General features: G+C 41.7%; 24 protein-coding genes. 23 read left to right on the top strand and 1 reads right to left on the bottom strand.

Going from position 1 to position 26,988, the window contains the following annotated elements:
* Positions 1 to 68: 68 nt before the first annotated feature.
* On the bottom strand, positions 69 to 683 hold the full coding sequence (locus KI210_RS05525; RefSeq protein WP_212780907.1) for a lysophospholipid acyltransferase family protein: 615 nt from the start codon (positions 681 to 683) through the stop codon (positions 69 to 71).
* A 66-nt stretch (positions 684 to 749) separates the two neighbouring features.
* On the opposite strand from KI210_RS05525, the gene KI210_RS05520 reads away from it, so the two are divergent.
* From KI210_RS05520 to dnaJ, 23 genes are all read left to right on the top strand, one after another.
* Positions 750 to 1,781, top strand: a complete 1,032-nt coding sequence (locus KI210_RS05520) for a GIY-YIG nuclease family protein (protein WP_212780906.1) — start codon at positions 750 to 752, stop codon at positions 1,779 to 1,781.
* Between the two features lie 138 nt (positions 1,782 to 1,919).
* Positions 1,920 to 2,699 carry a 30S ribosomal protein S2 gene (rpsB, locus tag KI210_RS05515; protein ID WP_212780905.1) on the top strand — a complete coding sequence of 260 codons (780 nt, stop codon included), beginning with the start codon at positions 1,920 to 1,922 and terminating at the stop codon, positions 2,697 to 2,699.
* A gap of 19 nt (positions 2,700 to 2,718) precedes the next feature.
* Positions 2,719 to 3,744 carry a translation elongation factor Ts gene (gene tsf / locus KI210_RS05510; RefSeq protein ID WP_212780904.1) on the top strand — a complete coding sequence of 342 codons (1,026 nt, stop codon included), beginning with the start codon at positions 2,719 to 2,721 and terminating at the stop codon, positions 3,742 to 3,744.
* Between the two features lie 142 nt (positions 3,745 to 3,886).
* Positions 3,887 to 4,612: a UMP kinase gene (gene pyrH / locus KI210_RS05505; protein WP_212780903.1), complete on the top strand. Its 726-nt coding sequence runs from the start codon at positions 3,887 to 3,889 to the stop codon at positions 4,610 to 4,612.
* Positions 4,612 to 5,169: a ribosome recycling factor gene (gene frr, locus KI210_RS05500; protein ID WP_212780902.1), complete on the top strand. Its 558-nt coding sequence runs from the start codon at positions 4,612 to 4,614 to the stop codon at positions 5,167 to 5,169. Before pyrH ends, frr begins: the two co-directional genes overlap by 1 nt.
* Before the next feature lie 2 nt (positions 5,170 to 5,171).
* Positions 5,172 to 5,906, top strand: a complete 735-nt coding sequence (gene uppS / locus KI210_RS05495; protein WP_212780901.1) for an undecaprenyl pyrophosphate synthase — start codon at positions 5,172 to 5,174, stop codon at positions 5,904 to 5,906.
* Between the two features lie 13 nt (positions 5,907 to 5,919).
* The gene (locus KI210_RS05490) at positions 5,920 to 6,714 is read left to right on the top strand and encodes a phosphatidate cytidylyltransferase (RefSeq protein ID WP_212780900.1); all 795 of its coding nucleotides are present in this window, start codon (positions 5,920 to 5,922) and stop codon (positions 6,712 to 6,714) included.
* A gap of 12 nt (positions 6,715 to 6,726) precedes the next feature.
* Positions 6,727 to 7,965 (top strand): RIP metalloprotease RseP, encoded by a 1,239-nt coding sequence (gene rseP, locus KI210_RS05485; RefSeq protein ID WP_212780899.1) that lies wholly within the window; start codon positions 6,727 to 6,729, stop codon positions 7,963 to 7,965.
* Between the two features lie 23 nt (positions 7,966 to 7,988).
* Entirely contained in the window at positions 7,989 to 9,689 is a 1,701-nt protein-coding gene (locus tag KI210_RS05480) for a proline--tRNA ligase (protein WP_212780898.1), read from the top strand.
* A gap of 4 nt (positions 9,690 to 9,693) precedes the next feature.
* Positions 9,694 to 13,995 carry a PolC-type DNA polymerase III gene (locus KI210_RS05475; protein ID WP_212780897.1) on the top strand — a complete coding sequence of 1,434 codons (4,302 nt, stop codon included), beginning with the start codon at positions 9,694 to 9,696 and terminating at the stop codon, positions 13,993 to 13,995.
* 131 nt (positions 13,996 to 14,126) lie between these two features.
* A complete protein-coding gene (gene rimP / locus KI210_RS05470; protein WP_246487327.1) occupies positions 14,127 to 14,603 on the top strand; it encodes a ribosome maturation factor RimP in 477 nt (158 codons plus the stop codon).
* An 18-nt stretch (positions 14,604 to 14,621) separates the two neighbouring features.
* Positions 14,622 to 15,749, top strand: a complete 1,128-nt coding sequence (gene nusA / locus KI210_RS05465) for a transcription termination factor NusA (protein WP_212780895.1) — start codon at positions 14,622 to 14,624, stop codon at positions 15,747 to 15,749.
* A gap of 9 nt (positions 15,750 to 15,758) precedes the next feature.
* Positions 15,759 to 16,055, top strand: coding sequence for an RNase P modulator RnpM (gene rnpM / locus KI210_RS05460; RefSeq protein WP_212780894.1), 297 nt, complete (start codon positions 15,759 to 15,761; stop codon positions 16,053 to 16,055).
* Between the two features lie 2 nt (positions 16,056 to 16,057).
* The gene (locus tag KI210_RS05455) at positions 16,058 to 16,369 is read left to right on the top strand and encodes a L7Ae/L30e/S12e/Gadd45 family ribosomal protein (protein WP_212780893.1); all 312 of its coding nucleotides are present in this window, start codon (positions 16,058 to 16,060) and stop codon (positions 16,367 to 16,369) included.
* 4 nt (positions 16,370 to 16,373) lie between these two features.
* The gene (gene infB, locus KI210_RS05450) at positions 16,374 to 19,007 is read left to right on the top strand and encodes a translation initiation factor IF-2 (RefSeq protein WP_212780892.1); all 2,634 of its coding nucleotides are present in this window, start codon (positions 16,374 to 16,376) and stop codon (positions 19,005 to 19,007) included.
* A 10-nt stretch (positions 19,008 to 19,017) separates the two neighbouring features.
* Positions 19,018 to 19,380, top strand: a complete 363-nt coding sequence (locus KI210_RS05445) for a ribosome-binding factor A (protein ID WP_212780891.1) — start codon at positions 19,018 to 19,020, stop codon at positions 19,378 to 19,380.
* Between the two features lie 40 nt (positions 19,381 to 19,420).
* A complete protein-coding gene (gene truB, locus KI210_RS05440) occupies positions 19,421 to 20,314 on the top strand; it encodes a tRNA pseudouridine(55) synthase TruB (RefSeq protein ID WP_212780890.1) in 894 nt (297 codons plus the stop codon).
* 15 nt (positions 20,315 to 20,329) lie between these two features.
* Complete coding sequence (gene ribF / locus KI210_RS05435; protein ID WP_212780889.1) at positions 20,330 to 21,268, top strand: riboflavin biosynthesis protein RibF; 939 nt, start codon at positions 20,330 to 20,332, stop codon at positions 21,266 to 21,268.
* A gap of 95 nt (positions 21,269 to 21,363) precedes the next feature.
* Entirely contained in the window at positions 21,364 to 21,822 is a 459-nt protein-coding gene (locus KI210_RS05430) for a GNAT family N-acetyltransferase (protein ID WP_212780888.1), read from the top strand.
* A gap of 152 nt (positions 21,823 to 21,974) precedes the next feature.
* On the top strand, positions 21,975 to 23,024 hold the full coding sequence (hrcA, locus tag KI210_RS05425; protein WP_212780887.1) for a heat-inducible transcriptional repressor HrcA: 1,050 nt from the start codon (positions 21,975 to 21,977) through the stop codon (positions 23,022 to 23,024).
* 14 nt (positions 23,025 to 23,038) lie between these two features.
* Positions 23,039 to 23,650 carry a nucleotide exchange factor GrpE gene (gene grpE / locus KI210_RS05420; RefSeq protein WP_212780886.1) on the top strand — a complete coding sequence of 204 codons (612 nt, stop codon included), beginning with the start codon at positions 23,039 to 23,041 and terminating at the stop codon, positions 23,648 to 23,650.
* 17 nt (positions 23,651 to 23,667) lie between these two features.
* The gene (gene dnaK, locus KI210_RS05415; protein ID WP_212780885.1) at positions 23,668 to 25,512 is read left to right on the top strand and encodes a molecular chaperone DnaK; all 1,845 of its coding nucleotides are present in this window, start codon (positions 23,668 to 23,670) and stop codon (positions 25,510 to 25,512) included.
* An 86-nt stretch (positions 25,513 to 25,598) separates the two neighbouring features.
* On the top strand, positions 25,599 to 26,747 hold the full coding sequence (dnaJ, locus tag KI210_RS05410) for a molecular chaperone DnaJ (protein ID WP_212780884.1): 1,149 nt from the start codon (positions 25,599 to 25,601) through the stop codon (positions 26,745 to 26,747).
* Positions 26,748 to 26,988: the final 241 nt, after the last annotated feature.

The raw sequence follows: 26,988 nt of genomic DNA, 5'->3' as shown, positions 1-26,988 counted from the left end.
CTCCTAATTATTTTAGCACTCCCATAAAAAAAGGAGACCAAAAAATGGTCTCGTATGTGTATATTATATTACTTGGCAACGTAATGAAAATTTGGATTTTGTTCTTGATCTAATTTATCCCAGGCAGCTTCGATTTGCTTAAACATCGCAGCTTCTTTTTCCTTGGTCATTTTGCCTTGAAATTTAATATCTACCGGTTTGCCAAAGCGCACTTCAAGCCCGCGGCGCAAAAGCAATCCTTTAAAAGTGAGCGGTCCTTGGTAAACCACCGGCACGATGGGCTTTTTTGACAGACGCGCGATCACTAAAACGCCGCTCTTCAAATCGCTGGAATGACGCGTTCCAGAAGGAAACATTATTAAAGACAGTTTGCCATCTTTTAAACCCTTGACAGGTGTTTTTAAAACTGATGGTCCTGGGTGTTCCCGGTCTACTGGAAAAGCATGTGCATGGGTTAAAATGAAACGCAAAATTGGATTTTTAAATAGTTCAATTTTGGCCATGAACATAAATTCTCGTGGACTGGCAGCAAGGGCAAATAGTAATGGTTCCCACCAAGTACGGTGCGGTGCTACTAGGATATAATTTCCTTCAGGCAGTCGCTCCTTGCCATGGACGTGCAGATGCCCATTTAGTAGCCAAACAATAAAACGTACAATTGGCCGTATAATTCGATAGAACATATCCTTACCTCCGTGTTAATATGTAGAATTATAGCAAAGAAAACATTAAAGGAGAAATATTACCCCATGGTTGACATTGGTGCCAATGAACGGATTGACTACATTTATAATGATGACATAAAAATTATCCAGGACAAAACGGCTTTAAGTTTTTCACTTGATAGTTTATTAATGGCTTACCATGCTAAAGAACTAATCAAGGATCGCCATAAAGTGGCGGAATTGTGTGCAGGAAATTGTGCGGCAACCATGTACATGGCTTATTTTAATCAAGCAAAGTATGACGCTATTGAAATTCAGCCAGAAATTGCAGATCAAGCCCAACGCTCCATTGCTTTAAATCAAATGGAAAATCGGATCAGGGTGCATGTGGGCAACGTACGTGATGCTTTTAAAATCTTAACTAAGGACTACTATGATGAGGTTGTCGTCAATCCGCCATATTTCAAAGTTCCTGCGGGGCATAAATTAAATCCCGACCACAAAAAAGCCATTGCTCGTCATGAACTTATGATTAACTTAGAACAAGTCATTGAAAAAGCAGCCGGCCTTTTGAAGATGAAGGGAAAGCTAATCATGGTTCATCGTCCGGAACGATTAGGAGAAATCATGTATTATTGCATGAAGCATGATTTGCCGGTTAAGCAAATTCAACCATATTCGGGACATGAGGGGGATGCCGCTAACCTAGTAGTGGTAGTTGCTGTTAAGCATGGAAAAAGTGATGGGGTAGTCCTGGCAGCAACCAAAACGACTCAAGACGATGCGGGCCAATATCTTCCAGAGATCAAGCAAATTTTGTTTGAGAGTCCTGAGGCAAAAGAGCAGCGCTTAGGCAAAGAAAAGTATTATTTTTATGTCTTGCTTTGCCGCGATGGCAGTTTTTATGGTGGTTTTACCAATGATTTAGCTAAACGTTTGGCCGCGCATAATTCAGGCAAGGGAGCCAAGTACACCAAGACTAGGAGACCGGTGAAAATGATTTATCATGAGGAATTTGAGGATAAGCGTCTGGCCTTAAAACGCGAATATTGGTTTAAACATCACTCAAGACAATGGAAAGAACATTTTTTGCGTGAGCATCAGGTTGATTTTTAGAAATTAAGCTAGTAAAATTAAAGAATGTGCTATGCACATTTTTATTACACATCAAGAGCGATCAATTTCGGGGTGCCATTTTCGGTCCGAGATTGAAATGAACGCTTGAGAGGAATTAAAACTAGGAGGATTTACATTATGTCAGTTGTTACAATGAAGCAATTGCTTGAAGCAGGTGTCCACTTTGGTCACCAAACTAGAAGATGGGACCCAAGAATGGCTCCTTACATCTTTACTCAAAGAAACGGAATCTACATCATCGACTTGCAAAAGACGATCAAGATGCTTGACGATGCCTACAACTATGTAAAGGCTGTTGCTCAAGATGGTGGTGTATTCTTGTTTGTTGGTACTAAGAAGCAAGCTCAAGACTCAATTGCTGAAGAAGCAACTCGCGCAGGTCAATACTACGTTAACCAACGTTGGCTTGGTGGTACTTTAACTAACTGGACTACTATCCAAAGCCGGGTAAAGCGTCTTAAGGAATTAAAGCAAATGTCAGAAGACGGTACTTTTGATGTTCTGCCAAAGAAGGAAGTTGCCCTTTTAACTAAGGAAATGGACAAATTGGAAAAGAACTTGGGCGGTATCGAAGATATGCCAAGAATTCCAGACGTATTATTCGTTGTTGACCCTAAGAAGGAAAAGATCGCTGTTCACGAAGCTAACAAGCTTGGCATTCCTGTTGTTGCCATGGTTGACACCAACACTGACCCAACTCCAATCGACGTTGTAATCCCTTCAAACGATGACGCTATTCGTGCCATCCGTTTGATCGCTGGTGCAATGGCTGATGCTGTCATCGAAGGCAAGCAAGGTGAAGCAGGCGACAGCGTTGAAGCAGAACTTGCAAGCAAGGCTGACGAAGACGGCGAAAAGTCAATCGAAGAAGTCGCTAACGAAGCTGACGAAGACTAATATCCAGGAGGAAACTTTAATGGCTACTATTACAGCTCGTCAAGTTAAGGAATTGCGTGAAAAGACCGGTGCCGGTGTTATGGATGCCAAGAAAGCCTTGGTTGAAGTAGACGGCGACATGGACAAGGCTATCGAATACCTTCACGAAAAAGGTATGGCAAAGGCTGCTAAGAAGGCAGACCGCGTAGCTGCTGAAGGCTTAACCGGTGTTTATGAATCAGGCAATACCGCAGCAATCGTTGAAGTTAACTCAGAAACTGACTTCGTTGCTCAAAACGAAAAGTTTGTAAATTTGGTTAAGGAAGCTGCTAAGGCAATTGCTGAAGGCAAGCCAGCCAACCAAGAAGAAGCTGATGAATTACCAATGGGTAATGGCATGACTTTGAAGCAAGCTTTCGTAGATGCTACTGCTACTATTGGTGAAAAGATTGTTTTACGTCGTTTTGCAGTTGTAGAAAAGACTGATGACCAAGAATTTGGCGCTTACCAACACAATGGTGGTCAAATTGGCGTTATCTCTGTTCTTGAAGGTGGCGACGCAGCTATGGCTAAGCAAATTGCCATGCACATTGCTGCTATGAAGCCAACTGTGATTTCACCTAAGGAATTGGCTCCTGACTTTGTTAAGGAACAACTTGCTTTGTTAAACCACAAGATTGATCAAGATAACGAAAGTCGGGCTTTGGTTAACAAGCCAGCATTGCCTCACTTAGTTTATGGTTCAGAATCACAATTAACTGATGAAGTTATTGCCAAGGCTAAGGAAGACATTAAGAAGGAACTTGCTGACGAAGGCAAGCCTGAAAAGATCTGGGACAGAATTATTCCAGGTAAGCTTGCTCGTTTTGTTTCTGACAACACCCAAGTTGATAAGCAATTTGCTGCTTTGTCACAAGAATACATTATGGATGACAGCAAGACTGTTGGTGAATTCTTGAAGGACAACAACGCTAAATTGGTTAACTTTGTTCGTTACGAAGTTGGCGAAGGTATTGAAAAGAAGCAAGAAGACTTTGCTGCTGAAGTTCGTGAACAAATGAAATAATCAAATCTATTGGTTGAGAAAGGGGAATCATCCCCTTTCTTTTTTTGTTCAAACTTACCCTGATAAAAAATTAAAATACTTTGGCTAAGGCATAAGAAAGTCAAGTATGATAGAATATGAGAAGCTATGATAGGAGGACATTATGAGTCAAGTTAAATACAAAAGAATTATTCTCAAAATTTCTGGTGAAGCTTTAGCCGGTGATAAAGGACAGGGTATTAACCCAACTGTCATTAGTCATTTAGCCCAAGAAATTAAGTCAGTTCATGACCTAGGAGTTGAAATCGGTATCGTCTGCGGTGGTGGTAACATGTGGCGCGGCGAAAGTGGCGAAAAACTAGGTATGGAACGTGCCCAAGCTGACTACATGGGAATGTTAGCTACCATTATGAATGCATTAGCTTTGCAAGATGGTTTGGAAACCGCTGGCGTACCAACCCGGGTACAAACTTCAATTGAAATGCGGCAAATTGCTGAACCTTATATTAGACGAAAAGCAGTTCGTCATCTTGAAAAAGGCCGAGTTGTGATTTTCGGCGGTGGTACCGGGAACCCTTACTTCTCAACGGATACGACTGCAGCCTTACGGGCAGCAGAAATCAATGCTGATGTGATCTTAATGGCTAAGAATGGCGTTGATGGGGTTTACTCAGCCGATCCAAATATTGATGAAACTGCTGAAAAATACAGCGAATTAACGCAACTTGACTTAATTTCTAAGAACTTAAAGGTAATGGACCGGACTGCCAGTTCTTTATCAATGGACACTGAAATTCCATTGATTGTCTTTAATGTAAATACGGAAGGCAACATAAAGAAGGTTGTTTTAGGTGAGAATATTGGTACTGTCATTCGAGGTGATAAATAATGAGTAACGAGATTATTGACAAAGCTAAAAGCAACATGGATAAGTCGATTGCTGCTTTTGCTCGCAATTTAACCACTATTCGAGCAGGTGTTGCCAACGCATCATTGCTTGAAAATGTAAAAGTTGACTATTATGGTGCCCCTACTCCATTGACACAAATGTCTTCAGTCACCATCCCAGAACCTCGGGTTTTGATGATTACTCCTTATGACATTAATAGTTTAGACGATATTGAACATGCTATTTTAGCTTCAGACTTAGGCTTAAATCCAGCAAATGATGGGAAAGTGATTCGTTTGGTCATTCCGCAATTGACTGGGGAACGTCGTCAAGAAATCGCTAAACAAGTCGGCAAGTACGCTGAAGAAGCTAAAATTGCCGTTCGCAATGTCCGTCGTGAAGCCATGGATGGCTTAAAAAAGGCCGAAAAAAACGGTGATATTACTGAAGATGAACAACGCAATCTAGAAAAGCAAGTTCAAAAAGTCACTGATGATGCAGTCAAGACAATTGATCAGAAGGCTGACGATAAACGCCAAGAAATTACTCAGGGCTAATCATGACAGATGCAAAAAATAAGCTTAATCATTTAGCTATTATCATGGATGGCAACGGTCGGTGGGCCAAAAAACGCGGAAAGAAGCGAGTTTTTGGTCACCAAGAAGGCATGGAAAATGTGGAGCGCATTACTTTGGCTGCAGATAAATTGGGCATAAAGGTATTGACGCTATACGCATTTTCCACCGAAAATTGGGCACGTCCTAAAGAAGAAGTGGCTTTTCTGATGAATTTACCAGTCCGCTTTTTCAATAAGTTTATGCCAACTTTGATAAAAAATAATGTTCGGGTCAACATTATGGGCTATTTGGATGAATTGCCACCCAAAACGCTTAAAGTCGTTAACGATGCCATGGCTCAGACCGCGCAAAATACCGGCTTGATTTTAAACTTCGCCTTTAACTATGGCTCGCGGAAAGAAATAACCACTGCCGTTCAAAAGCTGGCAGCTAAGGCGGCTAACGGTGAAGTTGCACCAAGCGAGATCAACGAAGAAATGATCAGTCGAGAGTTAATGACTGGTAAGTTTGGTGATTTGGCAGACCCGGATTTACTGATTAGAACTTCAGGCGAACAAAGGATCTCCAATTTTCTGCTTTGGCAATTAGCCTATTCAGAACTGGCTTTTAGTGAAAAACTTTGGCCTGACTTCAATGCAGATGATTTAGCAAAATATGTAGCAGATTACCAAACGCGTCATCGGCGTTTTGGTGGATTAGATGAATCGGATAGTTAATTAGCAAAAAAATATGAAACAACGTGTTATTACGGCGGTAGTCGCCTTAATCTTTTTTATTCCCATCGTTTGGTTGGGAGGATGGGCAATTGACTGGACAGTTGCCTTATTCGCAGCAGTAGGTATCTCAGAAATCTTTTTAATGAAGAAACAAATTCTGGTTTCTGTCGACTTTGTATTAGCACTTTTAGCTACGTTGACTTGGACTGTGCCAGATAGTTTCTTTAATTCATTGCCAGTAACTAAGTTTGGATTTTACTTTGCAATGATTATGTTAATGCTCACCTGGACAGTGTTGTCAAAGAATAAATCAAGCTTTGACGACATGGGAGTTTATACCTTAGCTTCCTTGTATATCGGAACCGGCTTTCACTACATGGCTGCCATTAGAAACAGTCAAGAAGGTTTAGCGTTATTATGCTATGTTTTCGTGGTTGTTTGGTCAACGGATATCGGTGCCTACATGATCGGCCGGAAATTCGGCAAACATAAATTATGGCCGGTTATCAGTCCAAATAAGACTTGGGAAGGGTCAATTGGAGCGGTCATTTGTGCAGTAGTATGTTCTGCTATTTATTTAGCCTTAGTGCACATCTCACATCCAACTGCAACCATGCTAGTAATGGCCTTCTTTTTATCAATAGTTGGTCAAATGGGGGACTTGGTAGAGTCTGCCTACAAACGGTTTTATGGTGTCAAGGATTCTGGAAAGATTCTGCCAGGGCATGGAGGCATTTTAGACCGTTTTGATTCAATGCTATTCGTTTTGCCGGTCTTTGCTGCCTGCTTAGGATATGCATTTATTTAGGAAAAGGATTTTATGAAGGGTTTATTGATCTTTTTAATCATTTTCGGTTTGCTCGTTTTCGTCCACGAATTCGGGCATTTTATCGTAGCTAAAAAATCCGGAATCCGGGTTCGGGAATTCTCTATTGGCATGGGACCTAAGTTATTTCAAAAGCGGCGTTCAACGACAACCTATACCATTCGCTGGTTGCCGTTAGGTGGTTACGTTCGTCTAGCCGGTAGCGATGATGCTGCGGTGATTGATCCAGGGAGTGCAGTTGTTTTGCAAATGGATCATGACAAGGTCGTGCGCATTGATGCCAGTGAATCCAATATGCCAATTGCGGGAATTCCGGTCAGAGTTACCAAGGCAGATTTGGTCAAAGACCTGACCATCAGTGGCTACGAAAACGGTGATGAATCAGAGACCAAAACCTATCAAGTTGATCATGATGCCACGATCATCGATACCAACAAAAATGAACTAATTATTGCTCCCTTGGATACCCAATTTCAAGAAGCCGGAATTTGGCAAAAGTTAGCTACTAATTTTGCTGGGCCTTTTATGAATATCGTGCTGGGATTTGTGGTATTCATGATTTGGTCATTTGTCTCAATAGGCCCGCAAACCACCACTGTTGCCAAAACAGCAGCAAATTCTCCGGCTAGCTCAGTCTTGCAAAAAGGAGATACGATCACGGCCATTAATGGGAAGAAAATTTCCTCCTTTGGTCAAGTGCAGGAAAAAATTGCTGCCAGCAAAGGGAAAACTATTAGCATTTCCTATCAGCGTGACGGTAAGACTTACACCAGTAAAATAACGCCACAGAAAAAATCAGGGACTTATCTAATTGGCGTTCAGGCTCAAAGCGATAATAGCTTTGGTGCCAAAGCTAAGCGCGGATGGGATGAAGCGGTCTACATTTCTGGGATGATCTTTCGTGCTTTAGGCAACCTTGTGCAGCATTTTAGTTTGAATAAACTTTCTGGTCCGGTGGGAATTTATTCTCAAACCTCACAAGTCTCGCAAATGGGCTTTACTTATGTCCTGATGTATCTAGCTATGATTTCCATCAACCTGGGAATTGTTAACTTAGTTCCAATCCCAGGTTTGGATGGCGGTAAATTATTACTTAACCTGATTGAATTAATTCGAGGCAAACCAATTTCAGAAGAACATGAAACTGCCGTTGAAGTTGTCGGTTTTGTAGTATTATTAGTACTGATTATTGCAGTAACCGGAAATGATATTTACCGCTACTTTATCAAATAAAAATAAAAGGAGAAAAAATCGTTATGCGTCAATCAAATTTGTTTATGCCGACCTTGAAAGAAACGCCGGCTGATGCGGTAGCTAAAAGCCACCAAATTATGCTTCGAGGAGGGTATATTCGTCAAGTTACTGCCGGTGTTTATGCTTACTTGCCCTTAGCTTACCGGGTGTTGCGCAAAGCTGAAGGTATCATTGAACAGGAAATGGACAAAATTGGTTGTACCGAAGTTCTGATGCCTCACCTTTTACCAGCAACTTTATGGGAAGAATCTGGCCGTTTGAGTAAATATGGTGCAGAAATGTTTAGATTAAACGATCGGCATGGTCGTCCATCGCTCTTAGGCCCAACTCATGAAGAAACTTTTACTGAGATTATTGCCAAGAACTTAAAGTCATACAAGCAGATGCCAATCATGCTGTACCAAACTCAGACCAAGTTTCGTGATGAAAATCGTCCGCGTTTTGGCTTATTAAGAGGCCGTGAATTTGTTATGCATGACGGTTACAGTTTTGCCGCTAGTCGGGAGCAATTGGATGCCCAATTTGATGCCCAAAAAGCAGCTTACGAGAATATTTTTGCGCGGTGTGGCGTTGAAGTGCGTCCCGTAATTGCCGATTCAGGCACGATGGGGGGAAAGAATTCAACTGAATTCCAAGCTCCTGCTGCAGCTGGGGAAGACACGATCGCTACCAACGAAACTGGAACTTATGCAGCTAACTTGGAAATGGCTGTTTCAATTGACACCTTTAAGCAAGAACCGGAAGATCCAAAGGCCCTTGAAAAAGTGGCAACTCCTGGTCAAGAAACCATCGCACAATTAGCCGAATTTATGCATGTTCCTGCTACTAGAATCGTCAAGAGCGTGCTTTACATTGTAGACGAAAAAGACAAGGTCTTAGTCTTAATTAGAGGCGATAAGGAAGTCAATGAAGTTAAGTTGACCCATGCGCTTGATTGCGATTCGCTGCGCGTTGCCAATGACGATGAACTGAAGGCAATTACTGGTGCTGCTAAGGGTGGCGTTGGACCGATTAAAGCTGCTTGGGCAGACAAGATTATTGCCGATGAAACGGTTAAGGGATTATCCAATTTTGTTGTAGGAGCCAATGAAACTGGTTTCCAATATGCCAACACGAACCTGGACCGAGACTTTAAGGTTGACGAATTTGCGGACTTGCGTACGGCCAATGAAGGTGAACCAGACCCAGTAGATCATTTGCCGCTTAAATTTATTACTTCAATCGAAGTTGGTCACATCTTTAAGTTGGGGACTTACTACACAGAAACCATGGGAGCCAAGTTCCTGGATCAAAACGGTAAGGCTCAACCAGTAATTATGGGTTCATACGGAATCGGTGTTTCTCGGATGCTGTCTGCTATTGTTGAACAACATCAGACGGAACATGGTGTTGCTTGGCCAAAAGAGGTAGCACCATATTCAATTCATTTAGTCCAAATGAAGATGAATGATGATGCACAAACCGACCTTGCTAATAAGTTGTACGACGAATTAAGCAAGAAATATGACGTTCTTTATGATGATCGAAAAGAACGTGCTGGGGTCAAGTTTGCCGATGCTGATTTAGTTGGGGCTCCAATTAGAATCACCATTGGTAAAAAGGCCAAGGATGGGATTGTTGAAGTTAAGCAGCCAACTGAAGATAAGGCACAAGAAATGTCAGTTGATGAATTAAAAGCTTATGCAACAGAATTGTTAGGTTAAGATTGTGACAGATAAAAACGAATTATTCCTAAAACTGTTAAAACAAATCAAGTTTCCCGATAGTTTTCAGGATAATGATCTTTTGCAACAAGGCCAAATTGAGAACGTGGATGTTTACGCTAAAGAACACAAGTGGGATATCCACGTTCTTTTTGACACTCCTTTGCAATTTGATACTTATTATGCTTTGGTACAAAGTATTGCGACTTCATTCAATGATTTCGTAAATGTTCATCTTTCCATCAGCACCAAAGATGGATCAGATCAATATCTTCCAAACTATTGGCAGTATTCAGTAAAAAACTCAGAGGTTATTGAACGTCCTGCAAAAGAATTTCTGGCTCAGCAACAGCCAAAGAAGAATTCTGGTCGCTGGATCATTCCGGTGGATAATCAAATTATTGACGGAATGTTGGAACAACAGGCTTTGGATCGCTTGTCCCTCGAAATGCGCAACTATGGCTTTTTCAATTTGAAATTTGTTACTCAAAGAAAAGAAGCAGCCGAGGATAATAACTTTATTAGTTTGGAAAAACTTCAGGAAGAACATGATCAAAGCATGCAAAAGGCCTTTGAAGAAATTCCTGATAAACCTAAGCCCAAACCACGGCAAACGAAGCGAGGCAGCTACGGCGAACGGAAACTTGATAATAACATCAAAGTAAGTCCAATTAAATCGCTAGAAGATGGTTCTCGTAATGTTGTTATTGAAGGAAATATCTTTAAGATTGATCAGCGCGAATTAAAGAATGGCTCAGTTATTTTTACTGGTGAAATAACTGATTATAGTGATTCGATTGGCTTTAAGAAATTTGTTTCTGATAAAGATCAAATAGAGTATCTTTCTGGGTTAAAGCCTGGAGTCTGGGCTAAAATGCAAGGTAGCGTTGCCGAAGACCAGTGGGAACATGATGTTGTCTTTAATATTGCAAGTTTTGAAGTGGTGACGCACGTTGGCAGAACTGAAAAGTATCAAGGCGATGAAAAACGGGTAGAACTGCATTTGCATACTAATATGAGCCAGTTGGACGCAACTAGCACGCCGACGGAATTTATCACAGCGGCTAGCAAGTTTGGGCAAAAAGCCATTGCCATAACCGATCATGGCGATGTCCAATCATTCCCGGAAGCCTATTCAGCTGGTAAGAAGTTAGGAGTTAAGATCCTGTATGGATTAGAAGCGAATATGGTTGATGATCATGCGCTCTTAATCCTAAATCCGGCTGACATGACTTATCATGATCGTGAATTCGTCATTTTCGACGTTGAAACGACTGGTTTATCCTCAGTTTATGACACCATCATTGAAATTGGGGCAGTCAAGATGAAGGATGGGGAAGTAATTGAACGTTTTGATAAGTTCATTAATCCGCATCATCCTTTAAGCGAGCAGACAATTAACCTGACCTCGATTACTGATGAGATGGTTCAAGCAGCTGACGATGAAGCAGTTGTTATCAAGCAGTTCCAGGATTTTTATGGCGATCGTCCGCTATGTGGACATAACGTTCAGTTTGACGTAGGTTTTGTGAATGCCGCACTAAGGAGAGCGGGTCTTGCAGAAATAACGCAGCCAGTTGTAGATACTCTGGAAGTTTCACGTTTGCTCCACCCTGAACAATCTCGTCACACCTTGGATTCTTTGTCAAAGAAATATAATGTCGTTTTGGAGCATCACCACCGCGCAAATCAAGATGCTGAAGCTACTGGATACTTAATGTACAAGCTTTTGGATGCTTTTGTTGCCAAATATGGAGAAGATAATCTTGGCAAAATGAATGATTATGCTAAGGGTGGTCAGGTATTCAAGCGGGCAAAGCCAAGCCATGTTACCGTAATTGCCAAAGATCAAGCTGGCTTGAAGAATCTTTATCAGTTAGTATCCTTAGCTTCAACCAAATATTTTTACCGTCTTCCTCGAACGCCCAAGTCCGATTTAATAGATTTGCATAAGGGCTTATATTACGGGTCAGGATGCAATATGGGCGATGTCTTTGTAGCGATGATGCAAAAAGGTTATGATGAAGCGCGAGAAAAAGCTAAATTTTACGACTTTTTGGAAATTCAGCCTCCGGCAAATTACGCTCAATTAATTGAAGATGGCCTAATTAAGGATGAAGCCGAACTTGAAGAAATCCTAACCAATATCTGCAAACTAGGCAAAGAATTGCATAAGCCGGTGATGGCAACAGGGGATGCCCATTACGTTGAACCGTACGAAAACATTTATCGGACTATCTTAATTTCGGCGCAGCGCAGCAACCCTAATCGGAATAAACCGCAACCCGATCTGCATTTCTACACGACGCAAGAAATGTTGGATGCGTTTAGCTTTTTAGGGGAGGATTTAGCAAAAGAAGTTGTGATCACCAATCCTAACCAGCTGGCAGCGGAAACGGAAGAAATTGCCCCGATTAAAGACGGCTTATATCCACCCCATATTGACAATGCTGATCAGGAAATGACCGATCTGACCTATAATAAAGCCTACGAACTTTATGGCAAGCCTTTGCCTAAAATTGTCGAAGACCGGATTAAGTTGGAATTAAACTCGATTATTTCAAATGGTTATGCAGTTATTTATCTGATTTCTCAACGTCTAGTGGCCAAATCAAATAAAGATGGTTATTTGGTTGGCTCCAGAGGTTCGGTAGGGTCTAGTTTAGTAGCCACAATGTCAGGAATTACTGAGGTTAATCCGTTAGCACCGCATTATCGCTGCCCTGAATGCAAGTGGTCAAAATTTTTTGAAAACGGAGAATACGGTTCAGGTTACGACTTGCCGGATAAGAAATGTCCCGAGTGCGGAGCAGAATTAGTCAAGGATGGACAGGATATTCCTTTTGCTACATTCTTAGGCTTCCATGGAGATAAGGTTCCTGATATCGATTTGAACTTTTCCGGGGACTACCAGCCGGTTGCTCATAACTTTATTCGCGTAATGTTTGGCCCTGACAATAGTTATCGGGCGGGAACCATTGCCACTGTTGCCGATAAAACAGCATATGGCTATGCCAAGCATTATGATGAAGAACATGAAATGAACTTGCGTAACGCCGAACTAGATCGTTTGGCAGCCGGAGTTTCTGGAGTCAAACGGACTACTGGACAGCACCCGGCTGGCATCGTGGTCGTTCCTGATGATATGGACATCTATGACTTTACACCCGTGCAATATCCTGCCGATGACACTAGTGCTGCCTGGTTGACAACGCACTTTGACTTCCACTCGATCCATGACAACATCTTAAAGTTTGATATTCTAGGTCACGATGATCCCACCATGATCCGGATGTTGCAGGATTTATCTGGTGTTGATCCAACTACGATTCCACCTGATGATCCCGGCGTAATGAGTCTGTTCTCGGGAACCGAGGCTCTTGGAGTTACCCCAGAACAAATTGGTTCAGAAACTGGGACCTTAGGCGTACCAGAATTTGGAACCAGGTTTGTCCGCGGCATGCTTGAAGAAACCAAACCAACTACTTTCTCTGAGTTGCTGCAAATTTCCGGGCTGTCCCACGGGACCGATGTTTGGTTAGGTAATGCTGAAGAACTAATCAATCAAGGCACCTGCAAATTGAAGGATGTTATCGGTTGTCGGGATAACATTATGATGGACTTAATTCACTGGGGCGTAAAACCAGAAGTCGCCTTTTCAACTATGGAAAGCGTGCGGCATGGTCGCGGAATCAGCGATGAAGATATGGCCGTGTTAAAGCAGAATGATAAAATTCCCGATTGGTATATTCCTTCTTGTTTAAAGATTAAGTACATGTTCCCTAAAGCCCATGCGACTGCTTATATCGTAATGGCTTTGCGAATTGCTTGGTTTAAAGTTTATTACCCAGAAATTTACTACACTGCTTATTTGTCAATCCGAGCTAAGGATTATGATTTGGTAGCAATGAGTCACGGTAAAAACACTACTAAGGCCCGCCTTAAAGAGTTGCAAGCCAAAGGTTTAGATGCCAGCGCCAAGGAAAAATCTTTGCAAACGGTCCTGGAAATTGCTAATGAATGCTTGGAACGCGGCATCAAGATTAAAATGGTTGATTTGGACAAATCAGAAGCCTTGCGGTTCAAGATTCTCGATAAGCACACTATTTTGGCGCCATTTAATGCGGTCCCTGGTCTAGGGGATAATGCCGCTAAGCAAATCGTTGCTGCCAGAACGGAACAAAAGTTCTTATCGAAAGAAGATTTGGCTAAGCGCGGAAAAGTGTCAGCTTCAATCATGGAATACTTTGAAACCAACGGTGTTCTGGAAGGACTGCCTGAACAAAACCAGCTTTCCTTGTTCTAACAATAAAATTTGCGTTGTCAAGACAAAAAATTGGAATTTTCCCTAATCTATGGTAAGATATTATGGAAGTTCGAATAAGATAAATTCGAGTGAGCAGAAATGCTCACTCTTTTTCATACGGAGGAGTTTTTTTGTCAAAATTAACTGATCTCATCCGCTCAGCAATTGAGCCAATTATTACCAAGAGAGGCGACGAATTAGTCGACCTTGAATATGTAAAAGAAAAAGGCCAAAATTACCTGCGGATTTACGTTGATCAAGAGCCTAATGGTATTGATATTGCGGAAATTGCAGACTTAAGTGAGTTGGTCGGTGAAAAGCTGGATGGGATGGAACCAGATCCCTTACCAGATCCGTATGTTTTGGAACTTTCCTCTCCGGGCATTGAGCGTCCAATTAAAAATGCTAAAGATTGGCAAAAGGCCGTCGGTGAATATATTCATGTGGGACTATATCAGAAAATAGCTGGCGAGAAAGTTTTTGAGGGTACGCTGCAGGCAATTGATGATGAAGCAATTGAGTTGCTGGTGAAAGTTAAGACCCGTCAAAAAGTTTTAACGATTCCCCGGAAACTGATTGCAAATGCCCGTTTTGCGATTGAATTTTAGAAAGGCTGATTAAAAACTATGTCGAAAGAAATGCTAGAAGCATTCGCAACGCTTGAAAAAACTAAAGGTATAAAGAAAGAAATTATTATTGATGCGATTGAAGCAGCGCTGGTCGCAGCCTATAAGAAAAACTACAATCAAGCCCAGAATGTTGAAGTTGATTTTGATGAACGCAAAGGCGATTTCAAAGTCATGGCAGTAAAGACTGTTGTTGAGGAAGTTCAAGATGAACGCTTAGAAGTAAGCCTTGAAGATGCCCTAGCCATAAATCGTGCTTATGAGATTGGTGATGAAATTCGGTTTGAAGTAACTCCTAAAAACTTTGGCCGCATTGCTGCGCAAACAGCTAAGCAGGTCATTATGCAACGTTTACGCGAAGCCGAAAGAAACCACATTATCGATGAATATAGCCAATATCAAGACGAGCTGGTAACCGGTACTGTTGAACGGACTGACAACCGTTTTGTTTATATTAAGATTGATAATGTTGAAGCAGTTATGCCACAACGTGATCAAATGCCAAATGAGACCTACAATCCTCAAGATCAAGTTAGAGTCTTGGTAACTCATGTCGGCAGTGACTCCAAAGGGGCACAGATCACGGTTTCCCGGACGGCACCAGATGTAGTAAAGCGGTTATTTGAACAAGAAGTTCCTGAAATTTATGATGGGACTGTCGAAATTGTGTCAATTGCAAGAGAAGCTGGCGATCGGACCAAGATGGCCGTTAAGTCTAACGACCCTAATATCGATCCTGTTGGTACTTGCGTTGGTCAAAGAGGTGCCCGGGTGCAAAATGTCGTTAATGAACTAGGTGGCGAAAATATCGACATCGTGCAGTATGAAGATGATCCATCTGATTACATTGCTAATGCTTTAAATCCTGCTGAAGTCATTGCTGTTCAATTCGGCGAAGACGATGAAGCTAAAAGTGCATTGGTAATTGTCCCAGACTACCAATTATCTTTAGCAATTGGTAAGAGAGGACAAAACGTTCGTCTTGCTGCCCGTTTGACAGGCTATAAAATCGACATTAGACCTGAATCTGAAGTAGAATTTGTTGATGAGGATACAGAAAATAGCGAACCCGACTCAGCCGATTCTGAACAAACTTCAGCTAATGACGAAAATAATAACGAAGAATAGGGTGATTTTTTGAAAAAAAGAAAAATCCCAATGCGGAAAGACTTATTAACCGAAACCATGCGTCCAAAGAAGGAACTGGTTCGGATAGTCATCAATAAAGAGCAAGAAGTTAGTGTGGATCCAACTGGCAAAAAACCTGGCCGAGGCGCCTATGTTTCTTTGGAACCAGATAAGATTGAAGAAGCGCGCAAGCATAAAGTGTTGGACAGAAGTCTTGGAACACAAATCCCAGACTCTTTTTATGACGAACTTTTTGCTTATGTTGACCACCAAAAAGCCAGAAAAGAATTGTTTGGTGATAAATAGTTTTGGATAAACGACAAAAAGCATTAAATTTCTTAGGTTTGATCAAAAAGGCGGGAAAACTGGTCAGTGGAACCGAGACAGTCCTTTTAGGCATCAAGGCCCAAAAAGTTAAACTAGTGGTAATTGCTAGCGACTGCCAAGCTAATACCTTGGAGAAGGTAGAGCGGGCTTGTCGCCTTAATCACCTTGAGCTTGTACAAACCTTTACCGCAGCCGAAATTGGGCATGCGATTGGTCAAAAACGCAAAGTATTAGGGATCCTTGACCAAGGATTTAGCCTTGCCCTTATGAAGAAAATTAAAGAAGGAGTGTGATTGGATGGCAAAAATCAGATTATATGAAATCGCAAAAGAATTAAACGTTGATAACAAAGCTGTAGTCCAAAAAGCAAAAGAACTTGGAGTTGACGTTAGGAATCATATGTCATCAGTTGAAGAGGCGGCAGCAAGTCGCATAAAAAATAGCCTAAAAGGCAACGCTCCAGCCGAAAAAAACGAAGAAAAGAAGAAAACCAGCAAGATCAAGATTTCGGTTTCTTCAATTCGGAAGAACGAAAAGCCTGAAAAGAAAAAGCCGAAAACAAACCGCCGTGCTCGGCGTGACCATGCGGCTAAGCGTAATGAACAGCAAAAGCGTAATAATGAACAACGCAAAACGCCATCGGCTAAGCCAGCTGCACGGGATTTATTAACGAAATTCAAACAAAAGCAACGAGCAGAAGCCGGCAAGCTTGATCAAATCGCTAAAAAAGCCAAAGAAGAATACCACGAACATTTGCATAAGAAAAATAAGCCAGCTGAAGAGCCAGTAAAGGCTGAAAAGCCACAAGAAAAGGCTGCTTCAAAGGCAGAAACCAACAAGCAGGAGACAGGACGAACAATTGGTCCAAAGATTTTAAAGCCTTCTCCAGCTCGTCTTAAGAAAGCTGCTCCAGCTGCTGATAAAACAGCTAAGCCAAGTCGGCCACATACTCCTAAGCCAGTTGCCGCACCAACTAATGAGGATCGGCGTAAGAACTCCTTTGGTAAAAATACCGGCAAGCCAGGACGGAAGGGCCGCAACACTAATTTTGGCAGTGGTCGCAGCGAACATTCAGATAAGCAAGAGCGTCGTAAGCGTAAGAACCGCAAACGTCAAGCTGAAGCACCTAAGAAGCCAATGACTCAAAGAAAAGAACGGCCGTTACCAGATACTTTGGTTTATGAAGTTGGTATGAATGCTCAAGACCTTGGCAAGATTTTGCACCGGGAACCAGCTGAAATTGTTAAGAAGCTCTTTATGTTGGGTATCATGACCAATCAAAACCAATCTTTGGATAAAGATACGATTGAACTTTTAGCAGCTGAATACAATATTGAAGCCCAAGAAAAAGTTCATGAAGATATCTCCGATATTGATAAGGTTTATGAAAAGCTGGCTAAACAAGCCAAAGAGGCTAAGCATCAGGTTAAGCGTCCACCAGTTGTTACGATCATGGGACACGTTGACCACGGTAAGACTACCTTGTTGGACCGCTTGCGTCACACCAATGTCTCTGAACATGAAGCCGGCGGGATCACGCAGAAGATCGGTGCCTACCAAGTTAGAGTTGACGATCGTTTGATCACTTTCTTAGATACTCCTGGACACGCTGCCTTTTCAAATATGCGGGCGCGCGGTGCTGAAATTACCGATATTGTCGTTTTGGTTGTAGCTGCCGATGATGGGGTTATGCCGCAGACTATTGAAGCAATTGACCATGCCAAGAGTGCTAAGGTGCCAATTATTGTCGCTATTAACAAGATGGATGTACCAGGCGCAAACCCACAACACGTGACGGAACAATTAATGAAATATAATTTGATTCCGGAAGATTATGGTGGCGATACGATTTATGTCAATATTTCTGCTAAGACCGGTGAAAATGTTGATGAATTGCTCCAGATGATCCTGTTGCAAGCTGATGTCTTGGAACTTAAGGCAAATCCAAAGCAGAAGGCTATTGGTACAGTTGTTGAAGCACGTCTTTCTAGAGGTCGTGGACCGGTTGCCGATATTTTGGTTGAAGAAGGTACCTTGCACGTTGGTGATCCAATTGTTGTTGGTAATACCTTTGGCCGGGTTCGGGTTATGACTAACGATCACGGTAAACAAGTTAAAAAGGCTACCCCTTCAATGCCAATTGAAATTACCGGGTTAAACGATGTGCCTGAATCAGCTGATAAATTGGTAGTCTTTGATGATGAAAAGACCGCTCGGTCAGTTGGTGAAGCTAGAGCATCTCAGGCCTTGCAAAAAGCTCGGGAAAATGTTCAACACGTTACCCTTGATAACCTCTTCGATACAATGAAGAAAGAAAATATGAAGGAAGTAGACATTGTCTTAAAGGCCGATGTCCAAGGGTCAGTTGAAGCCTTGCAGCAATCACTTGAAAAGATTGAAGTTGAAGGCGTGCGGGTAAATATTATCCACTCCGGGGCTGGTGCGATCAACGAAAGTGACGTAACTTTAGCTGGAGCATCCAATGCCTTTATCATTGGTTTCAACGTTCGCCCAACAGCTACTGCCAAATCACAAGCTGAAACTGAAGGTGTCGACATTCGTCTTTACAGTATCATCTACAAAGCAATTGATGATGTTACTGCAGCCATGAAGGGGATGCTTGAACCAACCTACGAAGAAAAGGTAACTGGTAACTTGACTGTCCGTGAAACTTGGAAAGTTTCAAAGATTGGTACGATCGCTGGTGCTTTTGTAGATTCTGGTTATGTAACCCGTGATTCTGGTATCCGGTTAATTCGTGATGGCGTTGTCATTTACGATGGCAAGGTAGCCTCACTGAAACGCTTTAAGGATGACGTTAAAGAAGTCAAGCAAGGATTTGATTGTGGTTTGACGATTGACGGCTACAACGATATCAAGGTTGATGATCAACTTGAAGCATATGAAATGCAAGAGGTAAAGCCACAATAAGGGGGCTATTATGAAGCATCGAATTGGACGTGTAGAAGGGGAAATTTTACGCGAATTGACCAAAATTCTCCAAAAGGAGATTCGCGATCCCCGTGTTAGTGGAGTTACACTTACCGCAGTGGAGTGTACTAACGATTTGTCTTATGCGACAGTTTACTATAGTTTGTTAACCGAAGATCAGACTAAGGAAGCTGAAGCTAGTGAAGGATTGGAAAAGGCCAAGGGAATGATGCGTCACTTGTTAGGTGAACAACTGACGGTTTATAAAGTGCCAGAACTAATTTTTAAACGAGACAATTCAGTTAAATATGGCAGCAAAATTGATCAATTAATTAATAAATTGCATCAAGAAGAAGCTGAGCGACAAAAGTAAAAAGTGCCTTCGGGCACTTTTTTGTTTAAAGAGGAAGAATATGCTTAACGGAATTTTGGTAATTGACAAAGATGCTGGCATGACGAGCAGCGATGTAGTTTATCAGTTGAGGCGAATTCTGCATATTAAAAAAATTGGTCATGCCGGAACACTTGATCCTGAGGTAACTGGTGTTTTGCCAATTGCGATCGGACAAGCAACCAAGCTAATCGAATTAATGCACACTCGTCCTAAGACATATGAGGGTGAGGGAATTTTAGGGTTTCGGACGGATTCATATGATTTAAGTGGTAAGATCCTTGAGACTAAGCCCTTATCAAGTGCCATTAGTGCAGACCAGCTACAAGCTGCGATGAACAAATTCGTCGGAAATATTTCCCAAGTCCCTCCCATTTATTCAGCGGTGAAGGTAAACGGCAAACACCTTTATGAGTATGCCCGTGCAGGAATTGCAGTTGAACGTCCTAGCAGAAATGTTCAAGTCTTTGACTATCAATTAAGAGATCAACCAATTTTTGATGAGGACCAGGGACAAGAACGCTTTGCTTTTAAAATAGTTTGTTCAAAAGGAACGTATGTGCGATCATTAGTAAATGACTTAGCGGATTATCTAGCTGTCCCAGCCGTCATGAGTAAGCTGCGTCGCACAGCTAGTTCTGGTTATACGGAAGAGAAAGCAATTAAATTAAGTGATTTAATTGCTGATCCAGCCCTTGCAGAGAGCCGAATTCAGCCAATAGAGTCTTTTTTTGCTCGTTATATAATGGTAGAATTAACAAGTAATCAATGGAAACGCGTACAAAATGGAGCAGGACTTGATTTGCCCGTTAACGATAAAATTGTGGGTTTGAAATATCAAGGTACCCTGAAGGCCATGTATCAAAAACAAGGTGAGACTTATCGCCCTTGGCTGATGCTGTTACAAAACTCTTAGAACGAAGGAATTAATGTGAAAATTATTCACCTCAAGTATCCATTTTCAGATGCTGGTTTGCCAACTGCTGTAGTGTTGGCCCTTGGCTTTTTTGATGGTGTCCATAAAGGGCATCAGCAAATTCTAAAGGTCGCAAAGCAAACCGCGCTAGATCAAAAACTTCCATTGATGGTGATGACTTTTAATCGCCATCCTAAAGAAGTGTATGCGGCAGACCATCATTTCCCATATATTGATGAATTATCTGAAAAGGCCGCCAAAATGGCCGAGAATGGGGTTGATTACTTAGCAGTCTTAAATTTTGACCAAAAATTCAGCAAGCTAAGCGCTCAAGAATTTGTAGATGGAGTAATTTGCCAATTGCATGCAAAGACTGTTGTTGCAGGATTTGACTATACCTATGGAGCTGATAGAAATGCCAATATGGAGCATCTCGCCGATTATGCTCGGGGGCGTTTTGCAATTAAGTGCGTACAAAAGCAAGAATTAAATGGTCATAAGATTTCTTCGACTAAAATAAGACAAGCAATTCAAAATGGTGAAATGGAAAAGGCTGCTGCCTTAATGGGACACCATTATGTGTTGCAAGGTACCGTAGGTCATGGTTTGCGCAACGGTCATAAATTGGGTTTTCCTACAGCAAATCTGGTTTGGCATAGCAAAAAAGTTCTGCCCAAAATCGGCGTTTATGCTACCCGCGTCCTAGTTGATGGTAAATGGTATGAGGCGATGACGTCAGTTGGCTATAATGTCACCATCGGCGACAATGATACTATTTTTATTGAAGCTAATCTGTTTGACTTTGATGAAGATATTTATGGCAAACCGATAACTATTAAATGGTATAAATATACGCGGGGCGAAAAAAAGTTTGCCGGTTTAGCTGAATTAAAAAAACAGCTTGAGGCTGATCAAAAAGAGATTAAGGCTTATTTTGACCAAAAGCAAAAATAATAAAGTTCCCGGCCATTGAAATTCAAGTTAGCATGAAGGATCGTCGTTGCGTCTGTGCCTGTTAAGGCATAGGCGCTTTTTTGTGAGGTGATTTGATGAGTAAAGGTAGGATAAAAATCAGACCCTATCAAGATACCGATTTTCCAAGATTATGCGAAATCCATGATCGGGCTAGAAAAGATGAATTAGCATTAGCAAATTTGGAAAAGGCATTTATACCCCTGATAATTGCGGCTAAACGAGAAAATTTGTTTGGTTATCAAATAGCAGTGGCTGAATATGATCAGCAAATAGCCGGTTTTGTAGCATTTACCAAAGAAGAGCTAGCTTGGTTGTATGTTGATACAAATTTATCTGGTCGCGGCATTGGCAGCAAGTTAGTAGCCTATGCCTTGCAATTTTTAAGTAGGGATGCTGAAATCGAGGTTTTAAAAGGAAATCTGCCAGCTCTTCGACTATACGAAAAATTTGGCTTTAAAGTTAAAAAACGCTTATCTGGAGTAATGCCTGGCAATGAACAGTTCCACGTTACAGTCAATATTATGCAGAGATAGCAGTGCTTTGAACGGTGAGTGTGACACTTTTTACATCTTCAGTCATTTTTTTGCAAAAAAATTAGCACTCCTCTTGATTTTCTGCTAAATTCTTGTATCATAGAGTTTGTTAGCACCTTAGAGTTGTGAGTGCTAAAGATGAGGGTGATCTTATGTTGACGGAACGTCAAGAATTAATTTTGAAAACAATCATTCATGATTTCACCCAAACTCATGAACCTGTTGGCTCTAAAACTGTGATGAGTCAGCTACCAATCAAGGTGTCCAGTGCCACGATCAGGAACGAAATGAAAGTTCTAGAAGAAGCCGGCTTAATCGAGAAGACCCACTCTTCTAGTGGTCGAGTTCCATCGATGGAAGGGTATCGTTATTACTTGGACAACTTAGTCGAGCCATTGCAATTGCCAAGCAGCGTTTATGATCAAATTGTTTACCAACTTGATCGACCATTTCATCAAGTAAACGAAATAGTCAAAGAAGCAGCTAAGATTTTATCAGATATGACAAATTATACTGCTTTTGCTGAGGGACCCGAGGTGGGCGACATCCGAATCACAGGTTTTCGCATGGTTCCACTTGCTCCCAGACAAGTTATGGCCATTTTGGTTACTAGTGATGGCAGCGTACATAATCAAGTTTATGCGTTGCCTAATGGTGTTCATGGGGATGAAATTGAAAAGGCAGTTAGAATGATTAATGATGAGCTTGTTGGCAAGAGCATCAAGACGGTAAGTTCTAACTTTCTGAATGATTTAATCAATCATAAATTGCATTATGAACATGCCAATGAGTTGCTGGAACTACTCGAAGACGTGATCAAGGATGCTGCTAGTGAACAGATGTATGTTGACGGGCAGATTAACCTCTTGAATAATCAAGCATTAGCTAGTGTAGCTGACATCCGTTCGCTCTATGAGATGTTTGACCATGTTGATACTTTGTCGAATCTAATGGATCTAGGAAAGACGGATGGAGATTCACGTTATCCAGTTCAAGTCAAACTAGGAAGTGAATTGCCAGGCGACTTGCTGAAAAATTACAGCCTCCTGACGGCTGAATATAATGTAGGTCGTTATGGCAAAGGCACAATTGCAATTTTAGGTCCAACTAATATGCCATATTCACAAGTAATTGGTTTGCTCGAATATTTCAGAACTGAATTGGCGAAGAAATTGCTTGACTACTATGGCAAGTTTCAATAACTAAGGAGGCTAAAGTGAAAAAAGAAGAATTTCCTAGTGAAAAAGATTTAGATCAAGATCCAAAAGAAGAAACAGCTGCAAAAGCTGAAACTGCTCCTGATCAAGGAGAAGATGCAGCTAAGCCTGATCAATCCAAGTCTGATCAGCCAAAGGCTGAAGAAACTGCTAAACTGCAGGCTGAGATTGCTAAATTGCAGCAAGAAAAAGAAGAGCTTGAGAATAAGTATTTGTTAAGCGAAGCAGAAAATCAAAATGCGCAAAAACGCTATAACAAAGAGCGAGCTCAGATTATTAAGTACGAATCACAAAATTTAGCTAAGGAAATTTTGCCTGCCTTAGATAATTTGGAAAGAGCATTAGCTGTTGAAGTAGATGATGATGCTTCAAAACAGTTGAAAAAGGGTGTGCAGATGACCTTGGATGCTTTGGTTAAAGGGCTTAAGGATCAAGGAATTAGTGAAATTGCTGCTGAAAATGCGCAATTTGATCCTACTTTGCATCAGGCAGTACAAATGGTACCAGCTGATGATGAGCATCCAAAAGATCATGTGGTACAAGTGTTACAAAAAGGCTATCTATATAAAGATCGGACGCTTAGACCTGCAATGGTTGTAGTTGCCCAATAGTGAAAGGACGAGAATAAATGTCAAAAGTTATCGGTATTGACTTAGGTACGACTAACTCAGCCGTTGCCGTATTGGAAGGAAAAGAACCAAAGATTATTACTAATCCAGAAGGAAATCGGACAACTCCATCAGTTGTAGCCTTCAAAGATGGTGAAATTCAAGTTGGTGAAGTTGCTAAGCGTCAAGCAATTACCAACCCTAATACGGTTGTATCAATTAAGAGTCACATGGGTGATCCTGACTACAAGGTTAAGGTTGGCGACAAGGCTTACACGCCACAAGAAATTTCTGCTTTCATCTTGCAATATATCAAGAAGTTTGCTGAAGATTATTTAGGCGAACCAGTTAAGGATGCAGTTATTACTGTGCCTGCCTACTTTAACGACGCTCAACGTCAAGCTACTAAGGATGCAGGTAAAATTGCAGGCTTAGACGTTAAGCGGATTATTAACGAACCAACGGCTTCATCATTGGCTTATGGTTTGGATAAAGATGATGATGATGAAACAGTTTTGGTTTACGACCTTGGTGGTGGTACCTTTGACGTTTCAGTATTGCAATTAGGCGACGGCGTTTTCCAAGTTCTTTCAACTAATGGTGATACCCACTTGGGTGGTGACGACTTTGACCAAAGAATTATTGATTGGTTAATCAAGAACTTCAAGGACGAAAATGGTGTTGACTTGTCTAAGGACAAGATGGCATTGCAACGTTTAAAGGATGCTGCTGAAAAGGCCAAGAAGGACTTGTCTGGCGTTTCAAGCACTCACATTTCGCTTCCATTCATTTCTGCAGGAGAAAGCGGCCCATTACACTTGGAAGCTGATTTAACTAGAGCTAAGTTTGACGAATTGACTGACGACTTGGTACAAAAGACCAAAGTACCATTTGACAATGCTTTGCGGGATGCAAACTTAACCGTTAATGACATCGACAAGGTTATTTTGAACGGTGGTTCAACTAGAATTCCAGCAGTTCAAAAAGCCGTTAAGGAATGGGCAGGAAAAGAACCTGACCACTCAATCAACCCAGACGAAGCCGTTGCTTTGGGTGCTGCCATCCAAGGTGGGGTTATTACTGGTGATGTTAAGGATGTTGTTTTGCTTGACGTTACTCCACTTTCATTGGGTATTGAAACCATGGGTGGCGTCTTCACCAAGTTGATCGACCGGAACACGACCATTCCAACCTCAAAGAGTCAAATCTTCTCAACTGCTGCTGATAACCAACCAGCCGTTGATATTCACGTTTTACAAGGTGAACGGCCAATGGCAGCTGATGACAAGACTTTGGGTCGGTTTGAATTAACTGACATTCCAGCTGCTCCTCGTGGTGTGCCTCAAATCCAAGTAACGTTCGATATCGACAAGAACGGTATTGTTAATGTATCTGCCAAGGATATGGGTACTGGCAAGGAACAAAAGATCACCATTAAGAGTTCATCTGGCTTATCTGATGAAGAAATTCAACGGATGCAAAAAGAAGCAGAAGAACACGCCGAAGAAGACAAGAAGAAGAAGGACGAAGTTGATTTGCGCAATGAAGTTGATCAACTGATCTTCTCAACTGAAAAGACCTTGAAGGATGTTGACGGCAAGCTTTCAGATAGTGATACCAAGCCGGTTAAGGATGCTTTGGAAGATTTGAAGAAGGCCCAAAAGGATAACAACCTTGACGAAATGAAGGCAAAGAAGGACGCACTTTCAAAGGTAGCTCAAGACTTGGCAGTTAAGTTGTACCAACAAAACGGCGGTGCACAAGGTGCTCAAGGCCAAGCTGGACCAAACCCTAACCAAGGAAACTCCGGCAACGATAGTTCAACTCAAGATGGCGACTTTAAAAAAGTAGATCCTGACAAGTAAAACGATTATAATAATAAAGCATAATCTAAAGAGAAGAACTGCCATCAGGGGTTCTTCTCTTTTAACAAGAAGGAGTAGTTAAGTACATGGCACAGCGCGATTATTATGACGTTTTGGGTGTTAGTCGCGATGCGAGCGATGCTGAAATCAGTAAAGCGTATCGGAAATTAGCCAAAAAATATCACCCTGATTTGAATCACGAACCAGGAGCAGAAGAAAAATATAAAGAAGTAACTGAAGCCTATGAAGTACTGCATGATCCGCAAAAGCGGAGTCAGTACGATCAATTTGGTCAAGCTGGCATGAATGGTCAAGGTGGCTTTGGTGCAGGTCAAGGATACTATGGTCAAGGCGGCTTCTCCGGTGGCGACTTTAGTGACATCTTTAGTGAGTTTAGCGATTTATTTGGTGGTGGCGGTTCGCGCCAACGAGTAGATCCGACCGCTCCAAGACGTGGTCAAGATTTGGATTATACCTTAACCATCGACTTTATGGATGCTATGACCGGTAAGAAGAAGCAGGTCAGCTACACTCGAAAAGAGACTTGTGATGTCTGTGGTGGTAATGGCTGTGAGCGTGGAACTCACCCAATTACGTGTGACAAGTGCCATGGCTCAGGTCGCATGACCATTACTCGTCAAAGCATGTTGGGAGTAGTACAACAACAAACAACCTGTGATAAATGTCATGGGCGCGGCGTGATTATTGAACACCCATGTGCAAATTGTCATGGAGAAGGTCGTATTGACCGCAAGAATGCCATTGAAGTGGATGTTCCGGCCGGTATTGATAATGGTCAATCCCTTCGTTACCCTGGACAAGGTGAAGCTGGCGTCAATGGCGGGGAATATGGTGACTTGTATATTACCTACCGAATTCGTCCATCGAAAGATTTTGAACGAAAAGGCACGACTATTTATTCGCATGTCACGATTTCCTTTGCTCAGGCAGCTTTAGGTGATGAGATTAAGGTTAAGACTGTCCACGGGGACCATGATTTGAAGATTCCTGCTGGTACGCAGCCTGAAGCCAAGTTTACGCTTCGCGGTGAAGGGGTCCCATACCTAAGAGGTAATGGCAATGGTGATCATCAAGTTACAGTTGATGTAGCCATTCCTAAGAAACTAAATGAAGGGCAAAAGAAGGCTTTGACTGATTACGTAAAAGCTAGCGGGGACTCAATCAGTCCGCAGGAAAAGAATTTCTTTGAACGCTTGCGTGATAAATTAAGTTAAGCAAAAACTTTTGTCCTAATGGGATGAACCTCAAAGTTGGGACGAAATAATTATCTTAGGAATAAGAATCTGATATCGATATTCTATCGGAGTCAGGTTCTTTTTTCCTATCTCAGTTTGTTATGGTTCCTCAAAATACTGGCTCTTTGTCAAATCCTGTTGATAAGGGTTGATATGAGCTTGAATTGAAGATCCGTATAGTATTAGTTTAGATACTATATGGATCTTTTTCTGTTACCAC

This window comes from Lactobacillus corticis (assembly GCF_018327645.1).
Lineage (GTDB): Bacteria > Bacillota > Bacilli > Lactobacillales > Lactobacillaceae > Lactobacillus > Lactobacillus corticis.
The sequence above is the reverse complement of the archived record's forward strand: the minus strand, read 5'-3'. Positions and strand labels throughout refer to the sequence as shown.

Bases quoted from the DNA above. Each gene is read 5' to 3' on its own strand.
- KI210_RS05525 (WP_212780907.1), bottom strand. From the start codon at position 683: ATGTTCTATCGAATTATACGGCCAATTGTACGTTTTATTGTTTGGCTA.
- KI210_RS05520 (WP_212780906.1), top strand. From the start codon at position 750: ATGGTTGACATTGGTGCCAATGAACGGATTGACTACATTTATAATGAT.
- rpsB (WP_212780905.1), top strand. From the start codon at position 1,920: ATGTCAGTTGTTACAATGAAGCAATTGCTTGAAGCAGGTGTCCACTTT.
- tsf (WP_212780904.1), top strand. From the start codon at position 2,719: ATGGCTACTATTACAGCTCGTCAAGTTAAGGAATTGCGTGAAAAGACC.
- pyrH (WP_212780903.1), top strand. From the start codon at position 3,887: ATGAGTCAAGTTAAATACAAAAGAATTATTCTCAAAATTTCTGGTGAA.
- frr (WP_212780902.1), top strand. From the start codon at position 4,612: ATGAGTAACGAGATTATTGACAAAGCTAAAAGCAACATGGATAAGTCG.
- uppS (WP_212780901.1), top strand. From the start codon at position 5,172: ATGACAGATGCAAAAAATAAGCTTAATCATTTAGCTATTATCATGGAT.
- KI210_RS05490 (WP_212780900.1), top strand. From the start codon at position 5,920: ATGAAACAACGTGTTATTACGGCGGTAGTCGCCTTAATCTTTTTTATT.
- rseP (WP_212780899.1), top strand. From the start codon at position 6,727: ATGAAGGGTTTATTGATCTTTTTAATCATTTTCGGTTTGCTCGTTTTC.
- KI210_RS05480 (WP_212780898.1), top strand. From the start codon at position 7,989: ATGCGTCAATCAAATTTGTTTATGCCGACCTTGAAAGAAACGCCGGCT.
- nusA (WP_212780895.1), top strand. From the start codon at position 14,622: ATGTCGAAAGAAATGCTAGAAGCATTCGCAACGCTTGAAAAAACTAAA.
- infB (WP_212780892.1), top strand. From the start codon at position 16,374: ATGGCAAAAATCAGATTATATGAAATCGCAAAAGAATTAAACGTTGAT.
- KI210_RS05445 (WP_212780891.1), top strand. From the start codon at position 19,018: ATGAAGCATCGAATTGGACGTGTAGAAGGGGAAATTTTACGCGAATTG.
- truB (WP_212780890.1), top strand. From the start codon at position 19,421: ATGCTTAACGGAATTTTGGTAATTGACAAAGATGCTGGCATGACGAGC.
- KI210_RS05430 (WP_212780888.1), top strand. From the start codon at position 21,364: ATGAGTAAAGGTAGGATAAAAATCAGACCCTATCAAGATACCGATTTT.
- hrcA (WP_212780887.1), top strand. From the start codon at position 21,975: ATGTTGACGGAACGTCAAGAATTAATTTTGAAAACAATCATTCATGAT.
- dnaK (WP_212780885.1), top strand. From the start codon at position 23,668: ATGTCAAAAGTTATCGGTATTGACTTAGGTACGACTAACTCAGCCGTT.
- dnaJ (WP_212780884.1), top strand. From the start codon at position 25,599: ATGGCACAGCGCGATTATTATGACGTTTTGGGTGTTAGTCGCGATGCG.